At 33.5% G+C, this 21370-nt stretch carries 16 protein-coding genes; 7 read left to right on the forward strand and 9 right to left on the reverse strand.

Translation table 11 applies throughout. The features are described from left to right. Window positions 1-208: 208 nt before the first annotated feature. Together BUB42_RS04985 and uvrA are read right to left on the reverse strand one after the other, a co-directional pair. Window positions 209-643: a DUF559 domain-containing protein gene (locus BUB42_RS04985; RefSeq protein ID WP_084118288.1), complete on the reverse strand. Its 435-nt coding sequence runs from the start codon at window positions 641-643 to the stop codon at window positions 209-211. Window positions 644-1135: 492 nt separating this feature from the next. Further along, window positions 1136-3967, reverse strand: a complete 2832-nt coding sequence (gene uvrA, locus BUB42_RS04990) for an excinuclease ABC subunit UvrA (protein WP_073017797.1) — start codon at window positions 3965-3967, stop codon at window positions 1136-1138. 226 nt (window positions 3968-4193) lie between these two features. Here uvrA and BUB42_RS04995 point away from each other — a divergent pair, with 226 nt between their 5' ends. After that, on the forward strand, window positions 4194-5117 hold the full coding sequence (locus BUB42_RS04995) for a ketopantoate reductase family protein (RefSeq protein WP_073017883.1): 924 nt from the start codon (window positions 4194-4196) through the stop codon (window positions 5115-5117). A gap of 198 nt (window positions 5118-5315) precedes the next feature. On the opposite strand, the gene mnmE is transcribed toward BUB42_RS04995, so the two are convergent. Beyond that, window positions 5316-6719 carry a tRNA uridine-5-carboxymethylaminomethyl(34) synthesis GTPase MnmE gene (gene mnmE / locus BUB42_RS05000; RefSeq protein WP_073017799.1) on the reverse strand — a complete coding sequence of 468 codons (1404 nt, stop codon included), beginning with the start codon at window positions 6717-6719 and terminating at the stop codon, window positions 5316-5318. Window positions 6720-6893: 174 nt separating this feature from the next. Here mnmE and BUB42_RS05005 point away from each other — a divergent pair, with 174 nt between their 5' ends. The 3 genes from BUB42_RS05005 (at window position 6894) to BUB42_RS05015 (ending at window position 10529) form a co-directional block, all read left to right on the forward strand. Beyond that, window positions 6894-7727: a universal stress protein gene (locus BUB42_RS05005; RefSeq protein ID WP_073017801.1), complete on the forward strand. Its 834-nt coding sequence runs from the start codon at window positions 6894-6896 to the stop codon at window positions 7725-7727. 87 nt (window positions 7728-7814) lie between these two features. Beyond that, window positions 7815-8648: a universal stress protein gene (locus BUB42_RS05010; protein ID WP_073017803.1), complete on the forward strand. Its 834-nt coding sequence runs from the start codon at window positions 7815-7817 to the stop codon at window positions 8646-8648. 108 nt (window positions 8649-8756) lie between these two features. Next, entirely contained in the window at window positions 8757-10529 is a 1773-nt protein-coding gene (locus BUB42_RS05015) for a MutS-related protein (protein ID WP_073017805.1), read from the forward strand. A gap of 772 nt (window positions 10530-11301) precedes the next feature. Here the strand turns inward: BUB42_RS05015 and dnaN are convergent. The 6 genes from dnaN to BUB42_RS05045 all read right to left on the reverse strand — a co-directional run bounded on the left by dnaN (window position 11302) and on the right by BUB42_RS05045 (window position 16682). Further along, the gene (gene dnaN / locus BUB42_RS05020) at window positions 11302-12420 is read right to left on the reverse strand and encodes a DNA polymerase III subunit beta (protein WP_073017807.1); all 1119 of its coding nucleotides are present in this window, start codon (window positions 12418-12420) and stop codon (window positions 11302-11304) included. Window positions 12421-12523: 103 nt separating this feature from the next. After that, on the reverse strand, window positions 12524-14209 hold the full coding sequence (gene gldG, locus BUB42_RS05025) for a gliding motility-associated ABC transporter substrate-binding protein GldG (RefSeq protein WP_073017809.1): 1686 nt from the start codon (window positions 14207-14209) through the stop codon (window positions 12524-12526). Then, window positions 14209-14934, reverse strand: a complete 726-nt coding sequence (gene gldF / locus BUB42_RS05030) for a gliding motility-associated ABC transporter permease subunit GldF (protein ID WP_073017810.1) — start codon at window positions 14932-14934, stop codon at window positions 14209-14211. The genes gldG and gldF overlap by 1 nt, the downstream gene beginning before the upstream one ends. Before the next feature lie 44 nt (window positions 14935-14978). Beyond that, window positions 14979-15275 carry a putative quinol monooxygenase gene (locus BUB42_RS05035; protein WP_073017812.1) on the reverse strand — a complete coding sequence of 99 codons (297 nt, stop codon included), beginning with the start codon at window positions 15273-15275 and terminating at the stop codon, window positions 14979-14981. A 13-nt stretch (window positions 15276-15288) separates the two neighbouring features. Continuing rightward, window positions 15289-15792, reverse strand: coding sequence for a hypothetical protein (locus BUB42_RS05040; protein ID WP_073017813.1), 504 nt, complete (start codon window positions 15790-15792; stop codon window positions 15289-15291). 62 nt (window positions 15793-15854) lie between these two features. Continuing rightward, on the reverse strand, window positions 15855-16682 hold the full coding sequence (locus BUB42_RS05045) for an SAM hydrolase/SAM-dependent halogenase family protein (protein ID WP_073017815.1): 828 nt from the start codon (window positions 16680-16682) through the stop codon (window positions 15855-15857). Window positions 16683-16863: 181 nt separating this feature from the next. On the opposite strand from BUB42_RS05045, the gene BUB42_RS05050 reads away from it, so the two are divergent. From BUB42_RS05050 to BUB42_RS05060, 3 genes are all read left to right on the forward strand, one after another. Next, entirely contained in the window at window positions 16864-17814 is a 951-nt protein-coding gene (locus BUB42_RS05050) for a PhoH family protein (protein WP_073017817.1), read from the forward strand. A gap of 130 nt (window positions 17815-17944) precedes the next feature. Next, a complete protein-coding gene (locus BUB42_RS05055) occupies window positions 17945-18766 on the forward strand; it encodes a Cof-type HAD-IIB family hydrolase (protein ID WP_073017819.1) in 822 nt (273 codons plus the stop codon). 27 nt (window positions 18767-18793) lie between these two features. Further along, on the forward strand, window positions 18794-21142 hold the full coding sequence (locus BUB42_RS05060) for a S9 family peptidase (RefSeq protein WP_073017821.1): 2349 nt from the start codon (window positions 18794-18796) through the stop codon (window positions 21140-21142). The last annotated feature ends 228 nt before the right edge of the window (window positions 21143-21370 follow it).

The raw sequence follows: 21370 nt of genomic DNA on the forward strand, positions 1-21370 counted from the left end.
TGATTACTCATGAATGATATTTAAAGATTTACAAAGATTAGTAAATACTTTGTGAGTATTTTTTTATATAAAAATCTTTTTAAGTAAATGAAATCACTAAATACCGTCACTTGACCTTGTTCACTAAATCTAAAAATAATATCCCAATAACCTAGTCAACGACATGATGTAAATCTAGCAATGTGATTTTTATTGCTACATTTTAATTCTACGTCATTTTGTTCCCAAATTCTTTTATAATGTAATGCTCTAATTCAAGCATTACATTGTGGAGATCATGTTTTATTCTGAGATCAGGAATTCTATACACTCTTAATTGTAAGGAGCAAAGATAATCTTCTCTTTGCTGGTCGTATTCTTCTTTTGTATTGTGACAGGAACCGTCGATTTCGACAACTAGTCCAAGGGTTTTGACGTAAAAATCAACAATATAATTACCTATAATTCTTTGTCGATCAAAATCTATATTCCAAAATTTTCCTTTATGAACTTGTAACCAAAAAATTATTTCTGATAAAACTCCTGCTTTTCTTAATGCTCGAGCTCTCGTTTTTAGTTTAATGTTATATGGTAAGTTTGTAACGAAATTTCGATAGATGGGATTAGTGTTAATGTAAGCTGTGATTTGGTAATCGTTTTCCATAAGTTGCTTTTTTCACGAGACAAATTTTTTATTTTAGTGTGGGTAGTAGTTGTGAGTGAATTTAGGGAAAAAATAGGAATATTTTGTTGTTGAAAGAGAAAAACCACCCCGCCCTACGGGCACCCCTCCAGCGGAGGGGAGGTTAGAACGGGTATTTTTGAGAATAATTTAATTATTTAATAGCGAAAAAACCACCCCGCCCTACGGGCACCCCTCCAGCGGAGGGGAGGTTTGAACGGGTATTTTTGAGAATAATTTAATTATTTATCAGCGAAAAAACCACCCGCCCTACGGGCACTCCTCCAGCGGAGGGGAGGTTTGAAGGGGTGTTTTAGGAATTATTTAATTATTTGACAGCGAAGAAACCACCCCGCCCTACGGGCACCCCTCCAGCGGAGGGGAGGTTTGAAAGATTGTTTTTAGGAATTATTTAATTATTTGACAGCGAAGAAACTACCAAGCCCTAATGGCACTGCTCCAGCGGAGGGGAGGTTATGCTAATTCTTTTTTTAGAAACTGCGCTGTGTAACTTTTTTTGCTTTTAGCGACTTCTTCCGGAGTTCCTTTAGCTATTAGTTGTCCGCCGCCTTTTCCGCCTTCTGGGCCTATGTCAATAATGTAATCCGCTAGTTTAATAACGTCCATATTATGTTCAATAATCAGGATTGTGTTTCCTTTATCAACTAACTTATTAATCACTTCCATCAAAACTCTAATGTCTTCAAAATGCAATCCTGTAGTGGGTTCATCGAGAATATAGAAAGTATTTCCCGTATCTTTTTTGCTTAATTCTCCTGCTAGTTTGATGCGTTGTGCTTCACCACCAGATAGCGTTGTGCTTTGTTGACCTAGTGTAATATATCCCAAACCCACATCCTGAATTGTTTTTACCTTTCGGTAAATCTTCGGAATCAATTCAAAGAAAGGGACAGCTTCATCAACGGTCATGTTCAATATATCAGAAATTGATTTTCCTTTGTACCGAATTTCTAATGTTTCTCGATTAAAACGTTTTCCTTGGCAGGTTTCGCATTCGACATAGACATCAGGTAGAAAGTTCATTTCGATAGTACGAACACCTGAACCTTCGCAGGTTTCACATCGCCCGCCTTTTACATTAAAACTAAAACGTCCTGCCTTGTAACCCCGAATCATACTCTCTGAGGTCATCGTAAACAGATTTCTAATTTCAGTAAAAACTTCGGTATATGTAGCGGGATTTGAGCGTGGTGTGCGACCAATTGGACTTTGGTCAATATCAATAACTTTATCGATATGTTCCAATCCTTCAATTTTTTTGTACGGCTTAGGTTTTTTGACGCCATTAAAATAATAAGCGTTCAAAATAGGGTATAGCGTTTCATTAATCAACGTTGATTTTCCACTTCCGGAAACTCCTGTAACGCAAATCATTTTGCCCAAAGGCAACTCAATCGATACATTTTTTAGGTTATTTCCTGTTGCTCCAGTTAGTTTTAAAAACTTGCCGTTTCCTTCTCTGCGTTTCTTTGGAATTTCAATTTTCATTTCGCCATTCATATACATTGCTGTAATGGTATGGTGTTTTAGGATTTCGGCGGGCGTTCCTTTACTGATGATTTCACCACCATATTTGCCTGCTTTTGGTCCAATATCGATCACATAATCAGCACGTTCAATCATGTCTTTGTCATGTTCCACTACAATAACTGAGTTTCCTAAGTCCCGCAATTGCTCGAGCGAATGAATTAATTTTTCATTATCTCTTTGGTGCAAACCGATACTTGGTTCATCCAAAATATACAAAACGCCAACTAGCTGCGAGCCGATTTGAGTCGCTAAACGGATGCGTTGTGCTTCACCACCAGAAAGTGATTTTGAACTTCGGCTTAAAGCCAAATAATCCAAACCTACGTTCATCAAGAAATTCAATCTATCTTTAATTTCTTTGATTACTTCGGTCGCAATGCGTTTTTGTTTATCAGATAAATGATTGTCAAGGTCATTGAACCAAGCCGTCAAATCCGAAATGTCCATATCGCACAATTCGGTTATATTTTTTTCGTTTATTTTGAAAAATAATGCTTCTTTTTTTAGACGAGAACCTTCACAAACAGGACATTTAATCTCGTCCATAAATTCCTTAGCCCATCGCTTTATGGAAGTGGAATTACTTTCATCAAACTGATTTTTGATAAAATGTGATATTCCTTCAAAATCAATTTTGTAATCGCGAGCAACGCCTAAATCTTTCGAATTAATTGTAAATTTTTCTTTTCCACCATTCAAAATCATTTCCATCGCTTCGGTGGGAATTTTTTCGATAGCATCTGTTAATTTAAAATCATATTTTTCTCCTATGATTTCAAGTTGCTTGAAAATCCAAGAGCTTTTATATTCGCCCAAAGGCGCAAAACCACCTGCCTTAATTGTCATTTTCGGATTTGGAACAATCTTTTTAACATTGATTTCATTTACAGTTCCTAGACCGTTGCAATGATCGCAAGCGCCTTTTGGAGAGTTGAAAGAAAATAAATTGGGTTCTGGATTCTGATATGAAATTCCAGTGGTTGGACACATTAAATTCCGACTGAAATAACGCACTTCATTGGAGTCTTGGTCCAGAACCATCAATACATTCTCACCGTGATGCATGGCAGTATTAATGCTTTCCGATAGTCGTTTTTCGTTTTCCAGACTATTATCAATGACCATTCTGTCCACTACAATTTCAATATCGTGTGTTTTATAACGGTCCAACTTCATTCCAAGAGTAATATCTAAAATCGCATTATTCACACGAACTTTTAGAAAACCTTGCTTGGCAATTTGCTGAAAAAGTTCGGCATAATGTCCTTTTCGGGCTCTAATAACAGGCGCTAAAATGTTGATTCGTTTTCCTGTAAAATCTCGTATAATTAAATCTTTGATTTGCTCGTCAGAGTAGGAGACCATTTTATCTCCAGTATTGTAACTATATGCATCTGCTCCACGCGCGTAGAGCAAACGCAGAAAATCATAAATTTCGGTAATTGTTCCCACAGTAGAACGAGGGCTTTTGCTAGTTGTTTTTTGTTCAATGGCAATTACTGGCGAAAGCCCATCAATTTTATCAACATCGGGACGTTCTAAACCACCCAGAAACTGCCTTGCATAAGCCGAAAATGTTTCCACGTAACGACGTTGACCTTCAGCATAAATAGTATCAAAAGCGAGAGAGGATTTTCCAGAGCCTGAAAGGCCAGTGATTACAACTAATTTTTCACGAGGAATGGAAACATCTATATTTTTAAGATTGTGAACGCGAGCACCTTGAACTTCAATAGTATTGTCTTTGTCTAACATAATTTTTTGCAAAAACGCAAAGTTACTATTTTGATTTGTTCTATAGTTACAACAGTTTAAAAGTTTATGTTAAAGATTAATGCGAATTAGGTTGGATCATAAGTCCATAAACGTTTATTTTTGAGAAAAATGTTGTTATGAAATGAGCATAACCTAGATTTGGTCGCAAACACCGATGAAGATATGCGAATTCCATATTCCAATAAAAAACAAATATTATCAAAATATGAAAACAAGGATTGGAATTTTAGGAGTAGGCGGCGTGGGAGGTTATTTTGGAGGTCTATTGGCAAAAGCATATTCCAAATCCAGTTCTGTAGAAATTATATTTATCGCAAGGGGTGAAACGCAAAAAACAATCTCAAAAAACGGGTTAAAAATTGTAACGGATAATGATGAAATAGTCGTTTTTCCAGATGTAGTTTCTAATGATCCGCAAGTAATAGGAAAGTTGGATTTTTTAATTTGCGCAACAAAAACGTATGATATTGAGGAAAGTTTATTTTCGATAAAAAAATGTATCACAAAAAATACAGTAATTCTCCCCTTGTACAATGGCGTAGATGCACCAGAGCGCATTAGTGTTTTGTTTCCTGAAAATGAAGTTCTGCAAGGATGTGTTTATATTGTTGCAATGATTGTTTCTGCTGGTGTGATAAAAAAAATTGGAACCTACGAGAAACTATTTTTTGGTTCCCCAACTGCACCAATTTCTATTTTAAATAAATTGCAATCCATTTTTGCGAACGCGGGAATCGAGAGTTATTTGGTTGAAAATATTGAAGAAACTGTTTGGGAAAAATTTGTTTTCATATCTGCATTGGCTTCAGCGACTTGCTATTTAGATCAAAATATTGGTGAAATTTTAAATGATAAAAAAAGCAGATTGTTTTATGTTGATTTATTAAATGAAATCACAATGCTTGCTGCCGTAAAAGGATTGAATTTGCCGCAAGATATCGTAATGCAAAGTATCCAGAAACTCGAAAAGTCACCACTTGATGCAACATCTTCGATGCATAGAGATTTAATAGCAGCAAGTAAAATAGAATTGGCTTCATTAACAGAATTTGTTGTCAATGAAGGATTAAATTATGAGGTTGAAACTCCAACTTATCAAATGGTGTTGGACAAATTGACTCTTATTTAACGATGATGTTTTATTGGTATGAAATGCAATCGTTAACAGTTTAACGTTTTATTTTTCAAATAAGATTTTGTTTTTAAAAATATTGAAAGTTAAGATGTTGTCTGGTTTTGCTTTTATGCGATAATGGCATTGTAAAAAAATATATAAGTTGGTTTGGACCTTTTAAAAATTTAAAATTATTTAGATTTTTAATTAGAATTATTTCCCAATACAAAAATTCGCAAATATATTTCCCAGTAATTCATCATTACTCACTTGCCCTGTAATCGTGCCAAATTGATACAACGCTTCCTTAATATCTAGCGCCATTAAGTCGCTAGAAAGATTGGTCTCTAAACCAAATTTCACTTTCGTGATTTCATCTAAGGCTTTTAGTAAGGAATCGTAATGTCTGGTATTTGTCACAATTGTTTCGTTATTGCGCAAAGCGCCGGTATTGACAAATGATAGTAATTTATCTTTAAGATCTTCAATACCAATATTCTCTTTGGCAGAAATTAGTAAAATATTTGGGATTTGAGATTGGAGATTTTCAATTTGGTCCTCTGAGAATAAATCCTTTTTATTACCGATAATGATTAATGGTTTCAACGGAAATTGGTTCTTAATTTTCTCAATTTCTAGCTGCACTTGCTTTACATTTTCAGCGTTTAATGTTCCTCCTTTTGGCGTAAGCGGACTCAAATACACAACCACTTGTGCTTGCTCGATTTTTTCAAATGTTTTACGAATACCAATGCTTTCTACAACATCTTGGGTTTCTCGAATTCCAGCCGTATCTATAAATCGGAATCCAATACCGCCAATAACCAGTTCATCTTCAATCGTATCACGGGTTGTGCCCGCGATTTCCGAAACTATGGCGCGTTCCTCATTTAACAAAGCATTCAAAAGCGTTGATTTTCCTACGTTTGGTTCGCCTACAATAGCAACGGGTATTCCGTTTTTAATAACATTTCCTACGGCAAATGAATCGATTAAACGTTTTAAAACAAACTCAATTCGGTTTAATAATTCATGGAATTGAGTTCTATCAGCAAATTCTACATCTTCTTCTGCAAAGTCCAGCTCGAGTTCGATCAACGAAGCAAAATTCAATAATTCTTCCCGCAGTTTCGCAATTTCATTCGAGAAACCACCACGCATTTGCTGCATCGCGATTTGGTGCGAGGCTTCATTATCTGACGAAATTAAATCGGCAACGGCTTCTGCTTGTGATAAATCTAGTTTACCGTTCAGGAAAGCGCGTAGCGTAAATTCGCCTGGATCAGCCATTCGACAACCCTTCCTTAGAAGTAATTGTATGATTTGTTGTTGAATATAGGGAGAGCCATGACACGAAATTTCTATAGTATTTTCACCAGTATAGGAATTTGGCGCTTTAAAAATAGAAACTAAGACTTCGTCCAAAGTTTTAGCCGCATCCATAATATGACCCAAATGCAAAGTATGTGTTTTTTGAGTTGTTAACACTTTATTTTTGATGGATTTAAAAACAGTGTTTCCTATAGCAATGGCCTGTTGTCCTGAAATCCGAATTACGGCTATAGCTCCCGCTCCAGAAGGCGTTGCAAGTGCAACTATTGAATCATTAGGTATCATATTTATTTTTCAATTTTATACAAAAGTAACTAAAATAGCTATGGCCACAAGCATGAAATTAGGAAAGCATTTGTTTTCTGATCTGACTGAAAAGTACGCTAAATGATAATTATCATATTACTTTATTTTAAATTTTGTAATTTTATCTAAGCATTAAGTTCTAAAACAATAAACATGTCAAAAAAAATATTGTTTCCCACCGATTTTTCAGTCGCATCAAAAAATGCATTTATTTATGCCTTGCAATTGGCTGATAGTATTAACGCTGAAATAGTAACTATTCACGTTTATGAACCCCCACAAGCTCATTTTGTAAATGCAGTTGCCTACTTGCATGAGATTTATGATGTAACTGAACTTGCTACATTTGAAAATTATAGAGATGAGGTTCCTGCTCTTAGAACCGTTGCCGAAGTTAATAACTTAGGTCACATCAAAATGAGTCACGTTTTAATTGCTGGAGACACCGTTTCTCAAATCAGAAAAATGGCAGAAAATGATTATTTTGATATTGTGATTATGGGAACTAAAGGCGGAACCAGTTTTAGAGAATCGGTTTTTGGTACGGTTGCCACCAAAGTTATGAATGAGGTAAAATCATTAATTCTAGTAATTCCAGCAGATTGTAATTATCAAGCAATTAAAAAAATATTGTTTTTGACACAATACAAATCAGTAGACACTGAATCTTTTAAAAAAATAGTATCTTTTTCTAAAACAGTCAACGCCCATTTAGATTGCTTACGGATAATTTCTTCACATGATAATGAGGCTATTGATGCTAGAGAAGATTGGAAACAATTAGCAGATTCGGAAACTGTTAACTTTCACTTAATTGAAGGTAGTGATACTGAGGGATTGACTTTAGAATTTATAAAATCAAATGCAATTAACTTAGTTTCGATGCACGTTTATCATAAGAATTTTTTCGAAAAATTTTTTGAAACCAGTATTTCTAAGAAATTAGCACTTCACATAAACATTCCACTTCTAGCCATTCACGAATAATACATGATTTCAAAATTAATTTTAAACTAGTTAGAGATTAACTTGAATTTCACCAAATAAATTTACACCATTTAATATTTCGATAAGATGAAAAAAATATTGTTTCCAACTGATTTTTCCGATACTGCTACAAATGCTTTTGTGCACGCATTGGAATTTGCAAAAAAGGTAAATGGTGAAATTGTTTTATTACACACATTTAATTTACCAATTTATGACAACCAATTTTTCCCTGAAAATTATGCATTAATTTATGAGTCGCTCGAGCTTTCGCAATTTGAAATGTTTAAAAATGAAATTCCAAAACTGCGCGCCATCGCCGAAGAACGCAATTTGGGTTCGATCAAATTATCGCACCGATTATTAGACGGTGATCTATTGCCTAATATAAAAAAATCGATCAAAGATGATGCTATCGATTTTGTTGTCATGGGAACTTCAGGTACTACCGGATGGGAAGCATTTTTCATTGGTACGAATGCAGGCTCTGTAATTTCTGGAATTAGTGTACCAATGTTATGCGTTCCAATAAAAGCGAAATTTGAGAAAATAAAAATTTTAGGATTTACCACTCGTTTCAGACCCAAAGATAAAAAAGCACTGAAGATGGTATTGAAAATTGCTAAAAAATCAAATGCTAAAGTTAAATGTCTTTATGTAAAAACAGATGAATCAGATGTCTCGGCCCAAACAATAGCGCAGTGGGAAGAGGAATTTGCTGCTGAACCTGTAGATTTCTACGTTGTTCAAAACGATGATGTAGAAGCGGTAATTATAGATTTTGTTATGTACAAAGAAGTTGATATTTTGACTATGCTTACTTATAAAAGAGGTTTTTTTGACAGCATATTTAATCCAAGTTTGACAAAAAAAATCGCAACGCACAATGAAATTCCTATTTTAGCAATTCCTATTGAATAGAATTGTTTTTGTGATTTAAAATTACAATTCCAATGATTTTTGTCGGTGTAATTTCCATAGACTTTTGCACGCGATTTTGCTTACATTTGTATTTCATCAATTTGGACAATGGAAATTTACAAAACAAAAAAAGACGCTTATTCAGTTCAATTAAATACAATTATTAAAAAGTACAATAGCGTGAGCTTTTTAAGGCTTATCTCGATTGTACTTTTTTTTGTTAGCATCTATTATTATCTTAAAACAAGTTCAATTTTATTTACTGCATTGTCTGTATTACTATTTGTTAGCTTTTTAATTTTAATGCGTGTGCATTCCAAATTACTTTTTAAAAAGCAAGTCAGCCAAGCTTTAGTACACATTAACGATAACGAGATTTCGTATCTAGAGCGAGAGAAAATTCCATTTGAAAACGGACAAGAATTCATTAATTTCCAGCATCCTTATGCCTACGATTTAGATATTTTTGGAGAACATTCGTTGTTTCAAAATGTGAATAGGACGGCCACTTTTATTGGTAAAAAAATATTAGCAGAGAAAATGTTAAGGCTTTCGCCAAATGACGAAATTCTTAAAAATCACGAAGCGGTAAAAGAGTTGACGATAAAATTTGACTGGCGTCAAGAGTTTCTGGCTTTCGCTAAAATAAGTAATGATAGTCAATCCAATTATCAAACTCTTCTAAAATGGAGTAGGTACAACAGCACACCTTTATCTCCATTTACTGTCTTTCTTTCCTATTTTTTACCCGCAGCCTTTATTGGTGTTTTGATTGGTTATATTGTTACTTCCAACTTTACTCTTATCACGATTTTAACCTACTTATTTGTTTTAAATCTTATTGTTTTGGGTCGGTTTATGAAGCGAATTCAGTTTGAAATTGCTAATTCTTCAAACATTGATAAAACAATTGCACAATACAGTTTGCTGTTAAGAAAAATTGAAGACGAAACATTTGTATCTGAAAAATTGATCAATTTACAGCAAAAACTGACTTACAAAAAGGAGAATGCTAGTGTACATTTTAAGAAATTATCGTCTTTATTTTCAAGTATGGATACCATTAGTAATCTAGTAACAGCTGTGCTTTTTAATGGTACTTTTTTATATAATCTTCATGTTTTTAAATCATTAATTCAGTGGAAAAATGATCACGCAGATACATTAGAAATTTGGCTGGAAGTAATTGGAGAACTTGAAATGCTGAATAGTCTGGCCAACATGGCTTATAACAATCCAGCTTATGTATATCCAACATTAAACGATAATTTCAAAATTGATTTTGCTGATTTAAGTCATCCATTACTAAATGAAAACACAAGAATAGGAAATGATGTGCGTTTTTATCCTGAATCTTTTATGATCTTGACCGGTTCTAATATGTCGGGAAAAAGTACTTTTTTAAGAAGCTTGGGAATTAATATGGTCTTGACAGGAATGGGTTCGCCTGTTTGCGCAAGTCATGCAAATGTGCATCCTTTGCCGGTATTAGTGTCGATGCGTTTATCCGATTCATTATCTGACAGCGAATCGTATTTCTTTGCTGAAATTAAACGCTTAAAGCAAATTATGGACGAATTGGAAAGCCAACCCGCATTTGTATTATTAGATGAAATTTTGCGCGGGACAAATTCTGATGACAAACGTAATGGAACAATCGAAGTAGTCAAAAAAATAATTGCTAAAAAAGCAATTGGAGCCATTGCAACTCATGATATTGAAGTTTGCTTAACAACAAATGAATACCCAGAAGTTTTAACAAACAAATGCTTTGAAGTTGAAATTATCAATAATGATCTACACTTTGATTACAAATTAAGAGATGGAATTTGTAAAAATAGAAGTGCGACTTTTTTAATGAAAAAAATGGGAGTGATTTAGGGGAACGAGGTTTGAGGTACGAGGGTTGAGGTACAAGGTACGAGGTTTGAAGTACGAGGTACGAGATTTGAAGTACGAGGTAAAAGATATGAAGTAAGAGGTACGAGGTTTGAAGTACGAGGTTAGAAATAATTGAGATGATAGAAAAAACACTTTTTTATTTACTCCAATTGTCACGCTGGAAGCGTCTCTGCTCTCTAGACTTATTACATTTGTCACGCTGGAAGCGTCTCAATGCTCGAGATCTACTCCCATTGGCACGCTAGAAACTTCTCATTCTGCGGGAAGGACTCCAATTGTCACGATGGAAGCGTCTCAATCCTCGAGATCTACTCCAATTGTCACGCTGGAAGCGTCTCAATATGCGAGAGCTACTCCATTTGTCACGCTGGGAGCGTCTCTGCTCTCTAGACTTATTACATTTATCACGCTGGAATGCTCCCCCAAACTTTACTCCATTTGTCACGCTGGAAGCGTCGCTGCTCCCCAAACTTATTACATTTGTCACGCTCGGATGCTCCCCCAAACTTACTCCATTTGTCACGCTGGAAGCGTCTCACTTCGCGCGCGCAACCAAATCGAGACCCTGCACCAATAAAAAGAAAAGATAAAAATTTCGGAAATATTTTGACTTCAAAATAAATACAATTGATATAAAATGTAGTTCATAATTATCAAAAAAAAGCCGTTTTGAGAAATCAAAACGGCTTCTTTAGTATAAAAATGGTTTGGTTAATAGCGTATTTTATAAAAAAATTAATCAATTATAAGCCTAGTTATTCAGCATTACTGGCATAACTAGCATGGTAACTGTTTCACCTTCTTCTAATCCATCTACTGGAGTTAGAATTCCAGCTCTATTAGGCAATGACATTTCAAGCATAATCATGTCTGACTGTAAGTTGGTCAACATCTCTGTCAAGAAACGGGAGTTATAACCTATTTGCATATCGTCGCCTTGATAATCACAAGTCAATCTTTCTTCCGCTTTATTTGAATAGTCAATATCTTCAGCAGAAACATTCAATTCAGCACCAGCGATTTTCAAACGAATTTGGTGTGTTGTTTTATTCGAAAAAATAGCCACACGACGCACAGAACTCAAAAATTGAGAACGTTCAATCATTAATTTATTAGGGTTTTCTTTTGGAATTACCGCTTCATAATTTGGATATTTTCCGTCAATCAAGCGACACATCAAAATATAATTTTCAAAAGAAAAAGTAGCATTTGAATCGTTATATTCAATTTTTACTTCTGTTTCAGATGATGTTAAAATATTTTTTAAAATAGTCAAAGGCTTTTTTGGCATAATAAAATCGGCCACTTGAGATGCTGTAACATCAGTTCTTGCATATTTAACTAATTTATGTGCATCTGTTGCGACAAAAATTAATCCTTGTGGAGAAAACTGAAAGAATACACCTGACATTACTGGTCGTAAGTCGTCATTTCCGGCAGCAAAAATTGTTTTGCTTATCGCTGTTGCCAAAACGCCAGCAGGAACAAGCGTTACCGATGGATCTTCTAAATTTACTGATTTCGGGAATTCATCGCCAGGAGCATACGCTAAAGCATACTTACCTGAATTTGAACTAATTTCTATCGTGCTATTTTCTTCAACTGTAAATGTCAACGGTTGCTCAGGAAAAGTTTTTAGGATTTCAAGAAGCAGTTTTGCAGGAACGGCAACGCTACCTTTGCTTTGCGAGTCAATATTTAAAGTAGCTGACATTGTTGTCTCCAAATCAGAAGCTGAAACGGTCAATACATTTTGGTCTAAATCAAATAAAAAGTTATCTAGAATAGGCAAAGTATTACTGCTGTTGATAACATTTCCTAAAACTTGCAATTGCTTCAACAAGTACGAACTCGATATAATAAATTTCATTTTTTTTGTTTTATTTTTTAACGTATTATTCTCATTCCGAAAATCGATACATTTTACAAATATATTGTAAACTATTCGAGTTTCGAAACTTTTTTATTAACATCTACTTGCTGTATTTTCTTTTGCGAATAAAAGTAAACATTGCCCCAAAAAGTAGTAAAATCAATATTGGCAGACCGATAGTTATCATTTGAGTGCGAGTGTAATTTTGATAGACTTTTTCTTTATCCAATAAAGGCAAATCTAAATCTTTTCCACGAATGTTAATAAGTCCAGTGTCATCTAGTAAATAATTAACGCAATTCATCAAGAAATCTTTGTTGTCATATAGGTTTCCAGATCGTTGGTCATATCCTAATTCTACTGGTTGCATGTTTTTGTCCAATTGATTTTTGATCAAATCACCATCAGCAATTACAATCATTTTGTTATTTATTCCTGAAGCTTTGTAAGTTTGATAATCAAATGGTAAAACCCTATTTTCAAACATAGAGCGGAACGAGCCTTCTAATAATACTGCCATTGGAAAGTTTCCATTTTTTAGATAGTCGCTCGCAGCAGTTTCCTCTGAAACACTGTTCAAATTTATTTCCGCAGGAGTTCCTATCTTTTTAGAATAAGGTGACGATTGCAGCAGAATCGTTTTCTGGATTCCGTTTTTTAAAGTATCTATCGGATTAGCAAAGTCAAATTTGATTCCGCCTAAATTTTTTACTATCGGATGAGCACTGCTTGGATAAACTTGCGGTGCAAATTTCCAATTAAATTGCTGGTACTGTGTCGCGCTTCCTTGCTCTCCTGTAGCTAATTTTATTGGACTTCCTTGCTCGTCTTTGATAATATCAGGATTGATTCTAATACCATATTTAAAAAACATATCATTCAAATTCAAATCTCTTGGATACGCTAATGTGCTGCCAGATGAATTGTACAAGCTATCCATTTCAGCTGAGACTTGGTCTATCAGCCACAACGTTTTACCGCCGTTAATAATAAATTGATCTAAAACCTGTTTTTCAGCATCTGAGAAATTTTCTGTTGGTTTTGCAATGACGGCTAAATCATATTTTTCTAAAGCTTGTAAGGTTACAGCAGGATTTTTAGCGACAGAATCTAATGTAAAAGGGCCAATAAAGTAACTTTCTCGAACTTGCAATAAAAATTTTGCCATCAAAATATCCTGTAACTCTCCATTTCCTTTGATTATTGCAATTTTCTTTTGCTTTGCTTTAGTAATTTTATTTAAGCCTTCAGCAATTGAATATTCAAGATGTTGAACAGACCCAACTACTTTGTCAGTAGTAGAAGCGCCCATAATATTTTTTAATAAGGGAATGTTGACTTCCTTATTGTTGTAAACTGCAATTGCCCAAGGGAAAACCATCTCTTGTGATTGTTTTCCTTTATCATCAACTGTTATGTTGATAGGAGTTAAACCCTTGCTATACAACTCTTTTATCTGATCCATGCTTTCGTCTTTGTTTTCCAATGGATTTACAAATTCGAAAATTATGTTTTTGTTATACGCCTGAAATTCTTCCAGCAATTGTTTCGTTTCCTGCTGCAACCTTTTGAATTCAGCTGGCAAATTCCCTTGCATATAGACCTTTATAAACAGAGGATTTTCAACCTGCTTGATAATATTTAAAGACGTTGTTGAAAGCGTATATCTTTTATCTTTTGTCAAATCAAATCGATGAAAAAAGGAGTTCCCGATTAGGTTTATAATCAATAAAACAGCAATAATAATTACAACTGATTTTAAGTTATTTTTTTTAGCTGTTTTCATTACGATTTAAATGATTTTAGATTATAAACTGTAAACGAAAGAAATACTACCGAAATACTGACAAAATAGATAATATCTCTAGTATCTATAACACCTCGGCTCATACTTTTATAATGATCTTGCATTCCTAAAGCCGAAATAACAGTCGAAAATGAAGGTAAAACAGTAGCCAAACCCTCAAAACCAAAATACAGAAAAAAGCATAAAAACACAGCAACTATAAAAGCAACAATTTGATTTTCGGATAGCGTAGAAGTGAAGATTCCAATAGCAGAATAGCCTGAAATTAAAAATAATAATCCAAAATAAGAACCAATAGTGCTTCCCATATCGATATTTCCCTCCGGCAATCCCAAACCGTAAATGACCCAAACATAAATGAACGTTGGAATAATTGCCATAATGATTAAAAGTAGGGCTCCAAGAAATTTTCCGCTAACAATTTGCCAAATACTCAGTGGTTTTGTCAATAACAATTCAAGTGTTCCTTGTTTTTTTTCATCAGAGAAACTGCGCATCGTTACAGCAGGAATCAAGAAAATTAGAATCCAAGGTGCAAGCGTAAAAAACGGAGTCAGATCAGCAAAACCGGTATTTAAAATATTGTATTCACCTTCAAAAACCCATAAAAACAAGCCGTTGATGATGAGAAAAATGGCGATAACCAAATAACCTATTGGCGAACCGAAAAAGGATTTTATTTCTCGTAATATTATTGATTTCATATTTAATTTTTTTGCCGCAAAAGCGCAAAGACATAATTTTTTTCTTATTTAATACTTGCGAGTTTATCCACACTCCAAGCTTCAGGTTTATCATTGAACAACTTTTTTGTAAAACTCCAAACTTCATTAAAAAGTTCCGAATTTCTATAATTTTCCAAATCATTTTCGGTTTCCCAATAACTATAAGTAAAGAAAATACTTTTGTTGTTTTTATCTTGATACAATTCTAGAAAACGATTTCCAGCCGCATTTCTTATTTTATTTTTTACTAATTCGAAGTTTTCTAAAAAAGCAGGAATCTTTTCCTCGTGAAAACTCATTTTAACTATTCGTATAAACATTATGATTTAAGATTTAGGATTGCTGATTCTTGATTTCAGATTTTAAAAGTACAAATTGAAAATTTTCTCTTAATTGAAATTTGCCACATATTTTACATGTAATTAAATCTCCCATTGTCAAGTCAATTCTATCGGATTGATAGTTTTTTAAAAAGAAATTAAAACGATGAATTTTGTTTCCAAAATCCTTTGAAAGAAAGTTGATCAGAAAAGATAAAATATATTTAACAATGAATAAAGGAATGAGTATTAAGGATATGATCGACCAAATAGTTATATTGAATTCGCATTCACTTTCAAAATGTTTATCATAATCAAAATTAGTAAAGTCTAAATTATTTTGTATTACAAAATCATGTAACAAATAATAATTATCATCACCAAACAAAAACAAATCATTTGCAATTTTTGATTTGGTGTTTATTTTTTTTTCTCCAGATTCTTTGCAAAGTAATTGATACACTTCTCGATAATTCTGCCTCAAATTTTTAAAACTTATGTTTATAATTGTTTTCATGTAATCTGCTTTTTATATCTGAAATCTTCAATCGTTAATCTTCAATCTAAAATCAAAAACTCTCAGCGAAACAATATAGTAATAATCGATTTATGATTCAACCCAAGCAAGCTAGAAGCTGATCCCACTGTGGAAGGATTGCTCCTAAAAACGGCAATTTCAAGAAAACCTGCTTCATTGAAAATAGCTAATTTTTCTCCTTCATACGATTTGATAGGATATTTTTCAGAGGTTGCGATCGCCGAATAATTGGGTAGTATAGTTTTTATATTTTTTGTTTTTAATTCAATTTCATAAGGTCTTCCTTTTGCAATTTGGATAAAATATTCTTTTGTAATGTTGGTAACTAAATTACCAAAATGATCTATATATATTACATTTCCTTTTAAGGAATTTCCATCTTCGGCGGCTATTGCTTGAAAAGAAGTTACTTGTTTTAGCGTATTAATTTCTCTACCAATAATATTCATTAAACCGCCTCTTGCAAGGTGACATGCTACTTTTACAAAAACATCAAGATCAGCTGAACCAGTTAGCAAACGATCGTGAATAGTAATAACCACGATTTTTTGTGGAAGAATCTTTTGCGAAAGCATACTTAAAATGCCATTATCAGCCGCAATAAAATAATGATCATTCCATTGCATAACTATGTGCTGGTTCTCTTTATTAGATTCCATATCCACGCCAATGATGTGAACAGTTCCTTTTGGGAAACTAGAATAGGCAGCGCTGATGATATAACTTGCTTCAGCAATATTGAACGGATCAATTTCATGCGATATATCAATAATTTGTACCTCAGAATATTCCGATATAATTTTCCCTTTCAACGCACCTACAAAGTGGTCTTTCAAGCCGTAATCTGTAGTTAGCGTAATTATTGACATAAATTTGTTTATAACTATAGTATTGTGTAAACTTAAATTTCATTAATTTTGAGAAGTGCAAATCTAATAATAGTAAATTCAAAAAAAGCAAAAAAGACATTACAAATTAAAATTAATACCACAATCAACATAAACAGTATTACTTTCAAAAATAGAAATATTTAATTTAAAACAACATCATTTGAACGAAAGGATAATTGAGCTCATAGACATCGCTCCAAAAGAATTTTGGGGTGCTCAAGACACTCATCTTGAATCGATAAAAAAATATTATCCCAAACTTAAAATTGTCGCCCGAGGAACAACCCTAAAAGCTTTTGGTGAAAAGGAAGTTTTAGACGAGTTCGAAAAACGTTTTCAGCGCTTAATGCTCCATTTTACACGCTATAATAATATTGATAGTAATGTTATTGAACGCGTAATTCTTGGTGACGCACAAGAAGAAAAGAAGTTCCATGGTCATGACAAAATTTTAGTGCACGGCGTGGGTGGCAAAATTATAAAGGCTATGACGCCCAATCAGCAGTTGCTGGTTGACAACATCGAAAAAAATGATATGGTTTTTGCTGTAGGTCCAGCTGGAACTGGCAAAACCTACACTGGAGTTGCAATGGCTGTTAAAGCACTCAAGGAAAAACAAGTCAAACGTATTATTTTAACTCGTCCGGCAGTAGAGGCAGGGGAGAACCTTGGTTTTCTTCCCGGCGACATGAAAGAAAAATTAGATCCTTATATGCAGCCTTTATATGATGCTTTGCGCGATATGTTGCCAAATGAAAAATTAGAGGATTACATTTTGAAAGGAATTATCCAAATCGCTCCATTGGCATTCATGCGCGGAAGAACCCTCGATCATGCGTTTGTAATTTTAGATGAAGCTCAAAATACAACCCATTCCCAAATGAAAATGTTTTTGACTCGTATGGGGAAAAGCGCTAAGTTTATGATTACCGGTGATCCAGGTCAAGTCGATTTGCCACGAAGAACTATTTCTGGACTCAAAGAAGCACTATTAGTATTAAAAGATGTCGAGGGCATAGGGATAATATATTTAGATGATAAAGATATTGTTCGCCACCGCTTAGTCAAAAAAGTGATTGACGCTTATAAACAAATTGAAAATAATGATTAAACAAAAAAGGCTTTGCAAGAAGCCTTTTTTGTTGAAATAAATTTATATAATTGCAACTTTTAAGATTGTGATAGAATGTTATTCTGTCATATCAGAAAAATTTGTTAAAAATTGTATTACAAAAAATTAAATGATTCTAAAAGAAAATATTAAAGTAATAATCACCGATTTAGATGGAACACTGCTGAATTCTAATCATAAGATTTCAGCATACACGAAAGCTATTTTTCAAGAATTACACCGTCAAAATTTTATAATAATTGTTGCAACTGGTCGTCATCATTTAGATGCAAAACCTCTTGTGTCAAGCTTGGAAATTCCACTTTATTTAGTAACGTCTAATGGTGCTCGCATACATTCTCCCAATAATGAGCTTCTTTTCTCTTTTGATATGGACAGCGACACCGTCAAATCTGTTTTATCTTTAGAAATTGATCCAGAAATTACTACGGTTTTATTCAGGGAAAATATTTGGCAAACGAATAAAAATAATGAAAAATTAAATGAGTTCCAACCTGAAGTAAACTACCATGCTGAAGTGGTTGATTTTACAATTTTGGAGGATTTTAGTGCCATAAAAGTATTTTTTACTCACCATGATCATCAAATATTATTGGCTTTACGAAATCAAATTTTAGAAAATCATTTAGATGTTTTTAACCACGCTTTTAGTCTCCCATTCTGCTTAGAATTCATGGATAAAGCAGTTGATAAAAGTTTTGCAATTGCTAAAATTTTAGAACTTGAGAATTTTACTTTTCAGCAGTCCATTTCTTTTGGCGATGGATTTAACGACGAAAAAATGTTAAAAGCAACGGGAAAGGCATTAATAATGGGAAATGCGCCTCAAAGTTTAAAGGATGAGTTGCCGCATCTTGAAATTATTTTATCAAATGATGAAGATGGAGTCGCTAAATATCTTTCTGAAAAAATAATTCAGGATACCAAATAGCCAAATCAAAAAAAATAAAAAATAAATATGTACAAGAAAGTAATCTTATCCTTTTGTGTTTTCTTTTCAATAGTTGTAAATAGTCAATCCTTAAAGTTAGAGGAAATAATGAAAGGCAACTCATTTATTGGCGAACAGCCAGAAAATGAAAGATGGTCTGTGGATGGTCAAAAAGTATATTTTGATTGGAATCCAAATAATGATTTAGCATCAAGTACGTATTATTGGAAAAAAGGGATGACAAAACCTGAACTTGTTTCGCCTATTGAAGCGGCTTTTTCAAAATTGGATTTTAAAAAAACGTCTAATCCTGATTTATTTTACTACATCGATAAAGGTAGATTATTCTCGTATTTCCCTAAAAATAATTTATCCAAAAAGTTGTTCCAGCAAAGCAATCCTATTTCTAATTTACAGATAGGTTTTGATGCTGGAGTAATTTACTTTAGACAAAACGATAATTTATTTCAATTTAACACAAATGAGGGATCAATTATCCAACTTACAAATTTTAAAAAAGGAAAATCTGACGAAGTTGCAAAGGAAAAAGAGTCGTTTTTAAAAACCCAGCAACAAGAATTGTTTCAATTTGTAAGAGATCAAGAGGCGTTAAAAAAATGGAATTTGGCTAAAGAAAAAATAACAAAATCTGATTTCCCAAAATCTTATTTTTATGGAAAAGACAATTTAAGTAATCTGAAAGTTGATCCAAAAGGGAAATACATAACCTTTAGATTAACAGAAGATTTCGAACGAAAAAGTGAAAAGATGGAACGTTTCATCACCGCTGACGGTTACAATAAAATTGAAGATACTAAACCTAAAGTCTCCATCACAAATTTAATACCAACCAAATTTGGTATCTACAGTGTTGCAAAGGACTCTGTTTCTTTTGTGAATTTTTCGACGCTAAGCCATATTCAGGATGTGCCAAAATATTTAGAATTATATGAAAAATCGAAAATAGCTGAGAAAAAAGATAAATTAATTGTAGTTCAAGAACCTGTTTATAATGAAAATGGAACTTATGCTGTTTCTGAAATTAGAAGTCAAGATAACAAAGATCGATGGATTGTCACTTTGAATTTAGAAAATGGCACTTTTCAAGAAATAGAATATCAGCACGATGAAGCATGGATTGGCGGCCCAGGAATTCCTTCTAGCTCTTTCGGTCGTGGAACCCTAGGTTTTCTAAGTGATAATGAAACTGTTTATTTTCAATCAGAAGCAACTGGATATTCTCATTTGTACACTTACAATTTAAAGTCAAAAAAGAAAACACAACTGACCAGAGGAGAATGGGAGGTGCGAGATGTAAATTTGGCAAAAGACAAAAAATCATTTTACCTAACAACCAATACAACGCATGCTGGAAACAGAAACTTTTATAAACTAAACTTGTCAACTTTGATTTTAGAACCACTTTTAATAAAAGATGGTGCTCATGAAGTGAGTTTGTCTCCAGATGAAAGCAATTTGCTGGTACGATATTCATATAAAAATCAGCCATGGGAATTATATATTGGCGATAATAAAAACAATCCAAATCTAAACCAAATAACATTTTCCACAACTGAAAGTTTTAAGTCCTACAAGTGGCGAGAGCCAGAAGTAATTAGTTTTACAGGGCAAGACGGAACCAAGGTGAATGCTCGATTGTATAAACCAGAATCTAGTAATTCTAATAAAGCGGCAATTCTTTTTGTTCATGGTGCAGGTTATTTACAAAATGCTCATAATTATTGGAGCAGTTACCACCGAGAGTATATGTTTCATAATTTATTAGTTGATTTGGGCTACACTGTTTTAGATATTGATTATCGAGGTAGCGATGGTTATGGACGAAATTTTAGAACAGGAATTTATCGTTTCATGGGAGGCAAAGATTTAACAGATCAAATTGATGGTAAAAATTATCTTATTCAAAATCACGGGATAGACACTTCAAGAGTTGGAATTTATGGCGGATCGTATGGAGGATTTATTACACTTATGGGAATGTTAACGACTCCAAAAGAATTCGCATCTGGCGCTGCATTGCGTTCCGTGACTGATTGGGCGCATTACAATCACGGCTACACGGGCAATATTCTTAATTTTCCTGAAACCGATCCTGATGCGTACAAAAAAAGTTCACCTATATATTTTGCTGATAATTTGCAAGGAAATTTATTGATGCTTCACGGAATGGTAGATGATAATGTAGAATACAAAGACATTGTTCGTATGTCACAACGTTTTATTGAATTAGGAAAGAAAAACTGGAGTCTTTCTGCATACCCTGTTGAAGCACATGGTTTTAAAGAAACGTATTCTTGGGTTGATGAATATAGCCGAATCTTAGATTTATTTAATAGTACACTGCTTAAAAAGTAACCTAATTTTGACAGGAAAAAGAAGTAGATATATCGCAGATTCGGTGATTTCTTAGTAGTAACTTTAATTTTATTAGCTTTTTGCTAAAATACTTTACAAAAAGAAATTAAATTCGTTCGACAGCGCGTATTAACGTATATTAGAATCTGTAAATCTGCGGTGAAAAAGATGATTCGTTCTTTCTGAATAATGCTAAACAATTTTGTGTAGCGTTTTAAAACAACCTAT

Origin of the sequence: Flavobacterium micromati (genome assembly GCF_900129585.1) — a bacterium.
Lineage (GTDB): Bacteria > Bacteroidota > Bacteroidia > Flavobacteriales > Flavobacteriaceae > Flavobacterium > Flavobacterium micromati.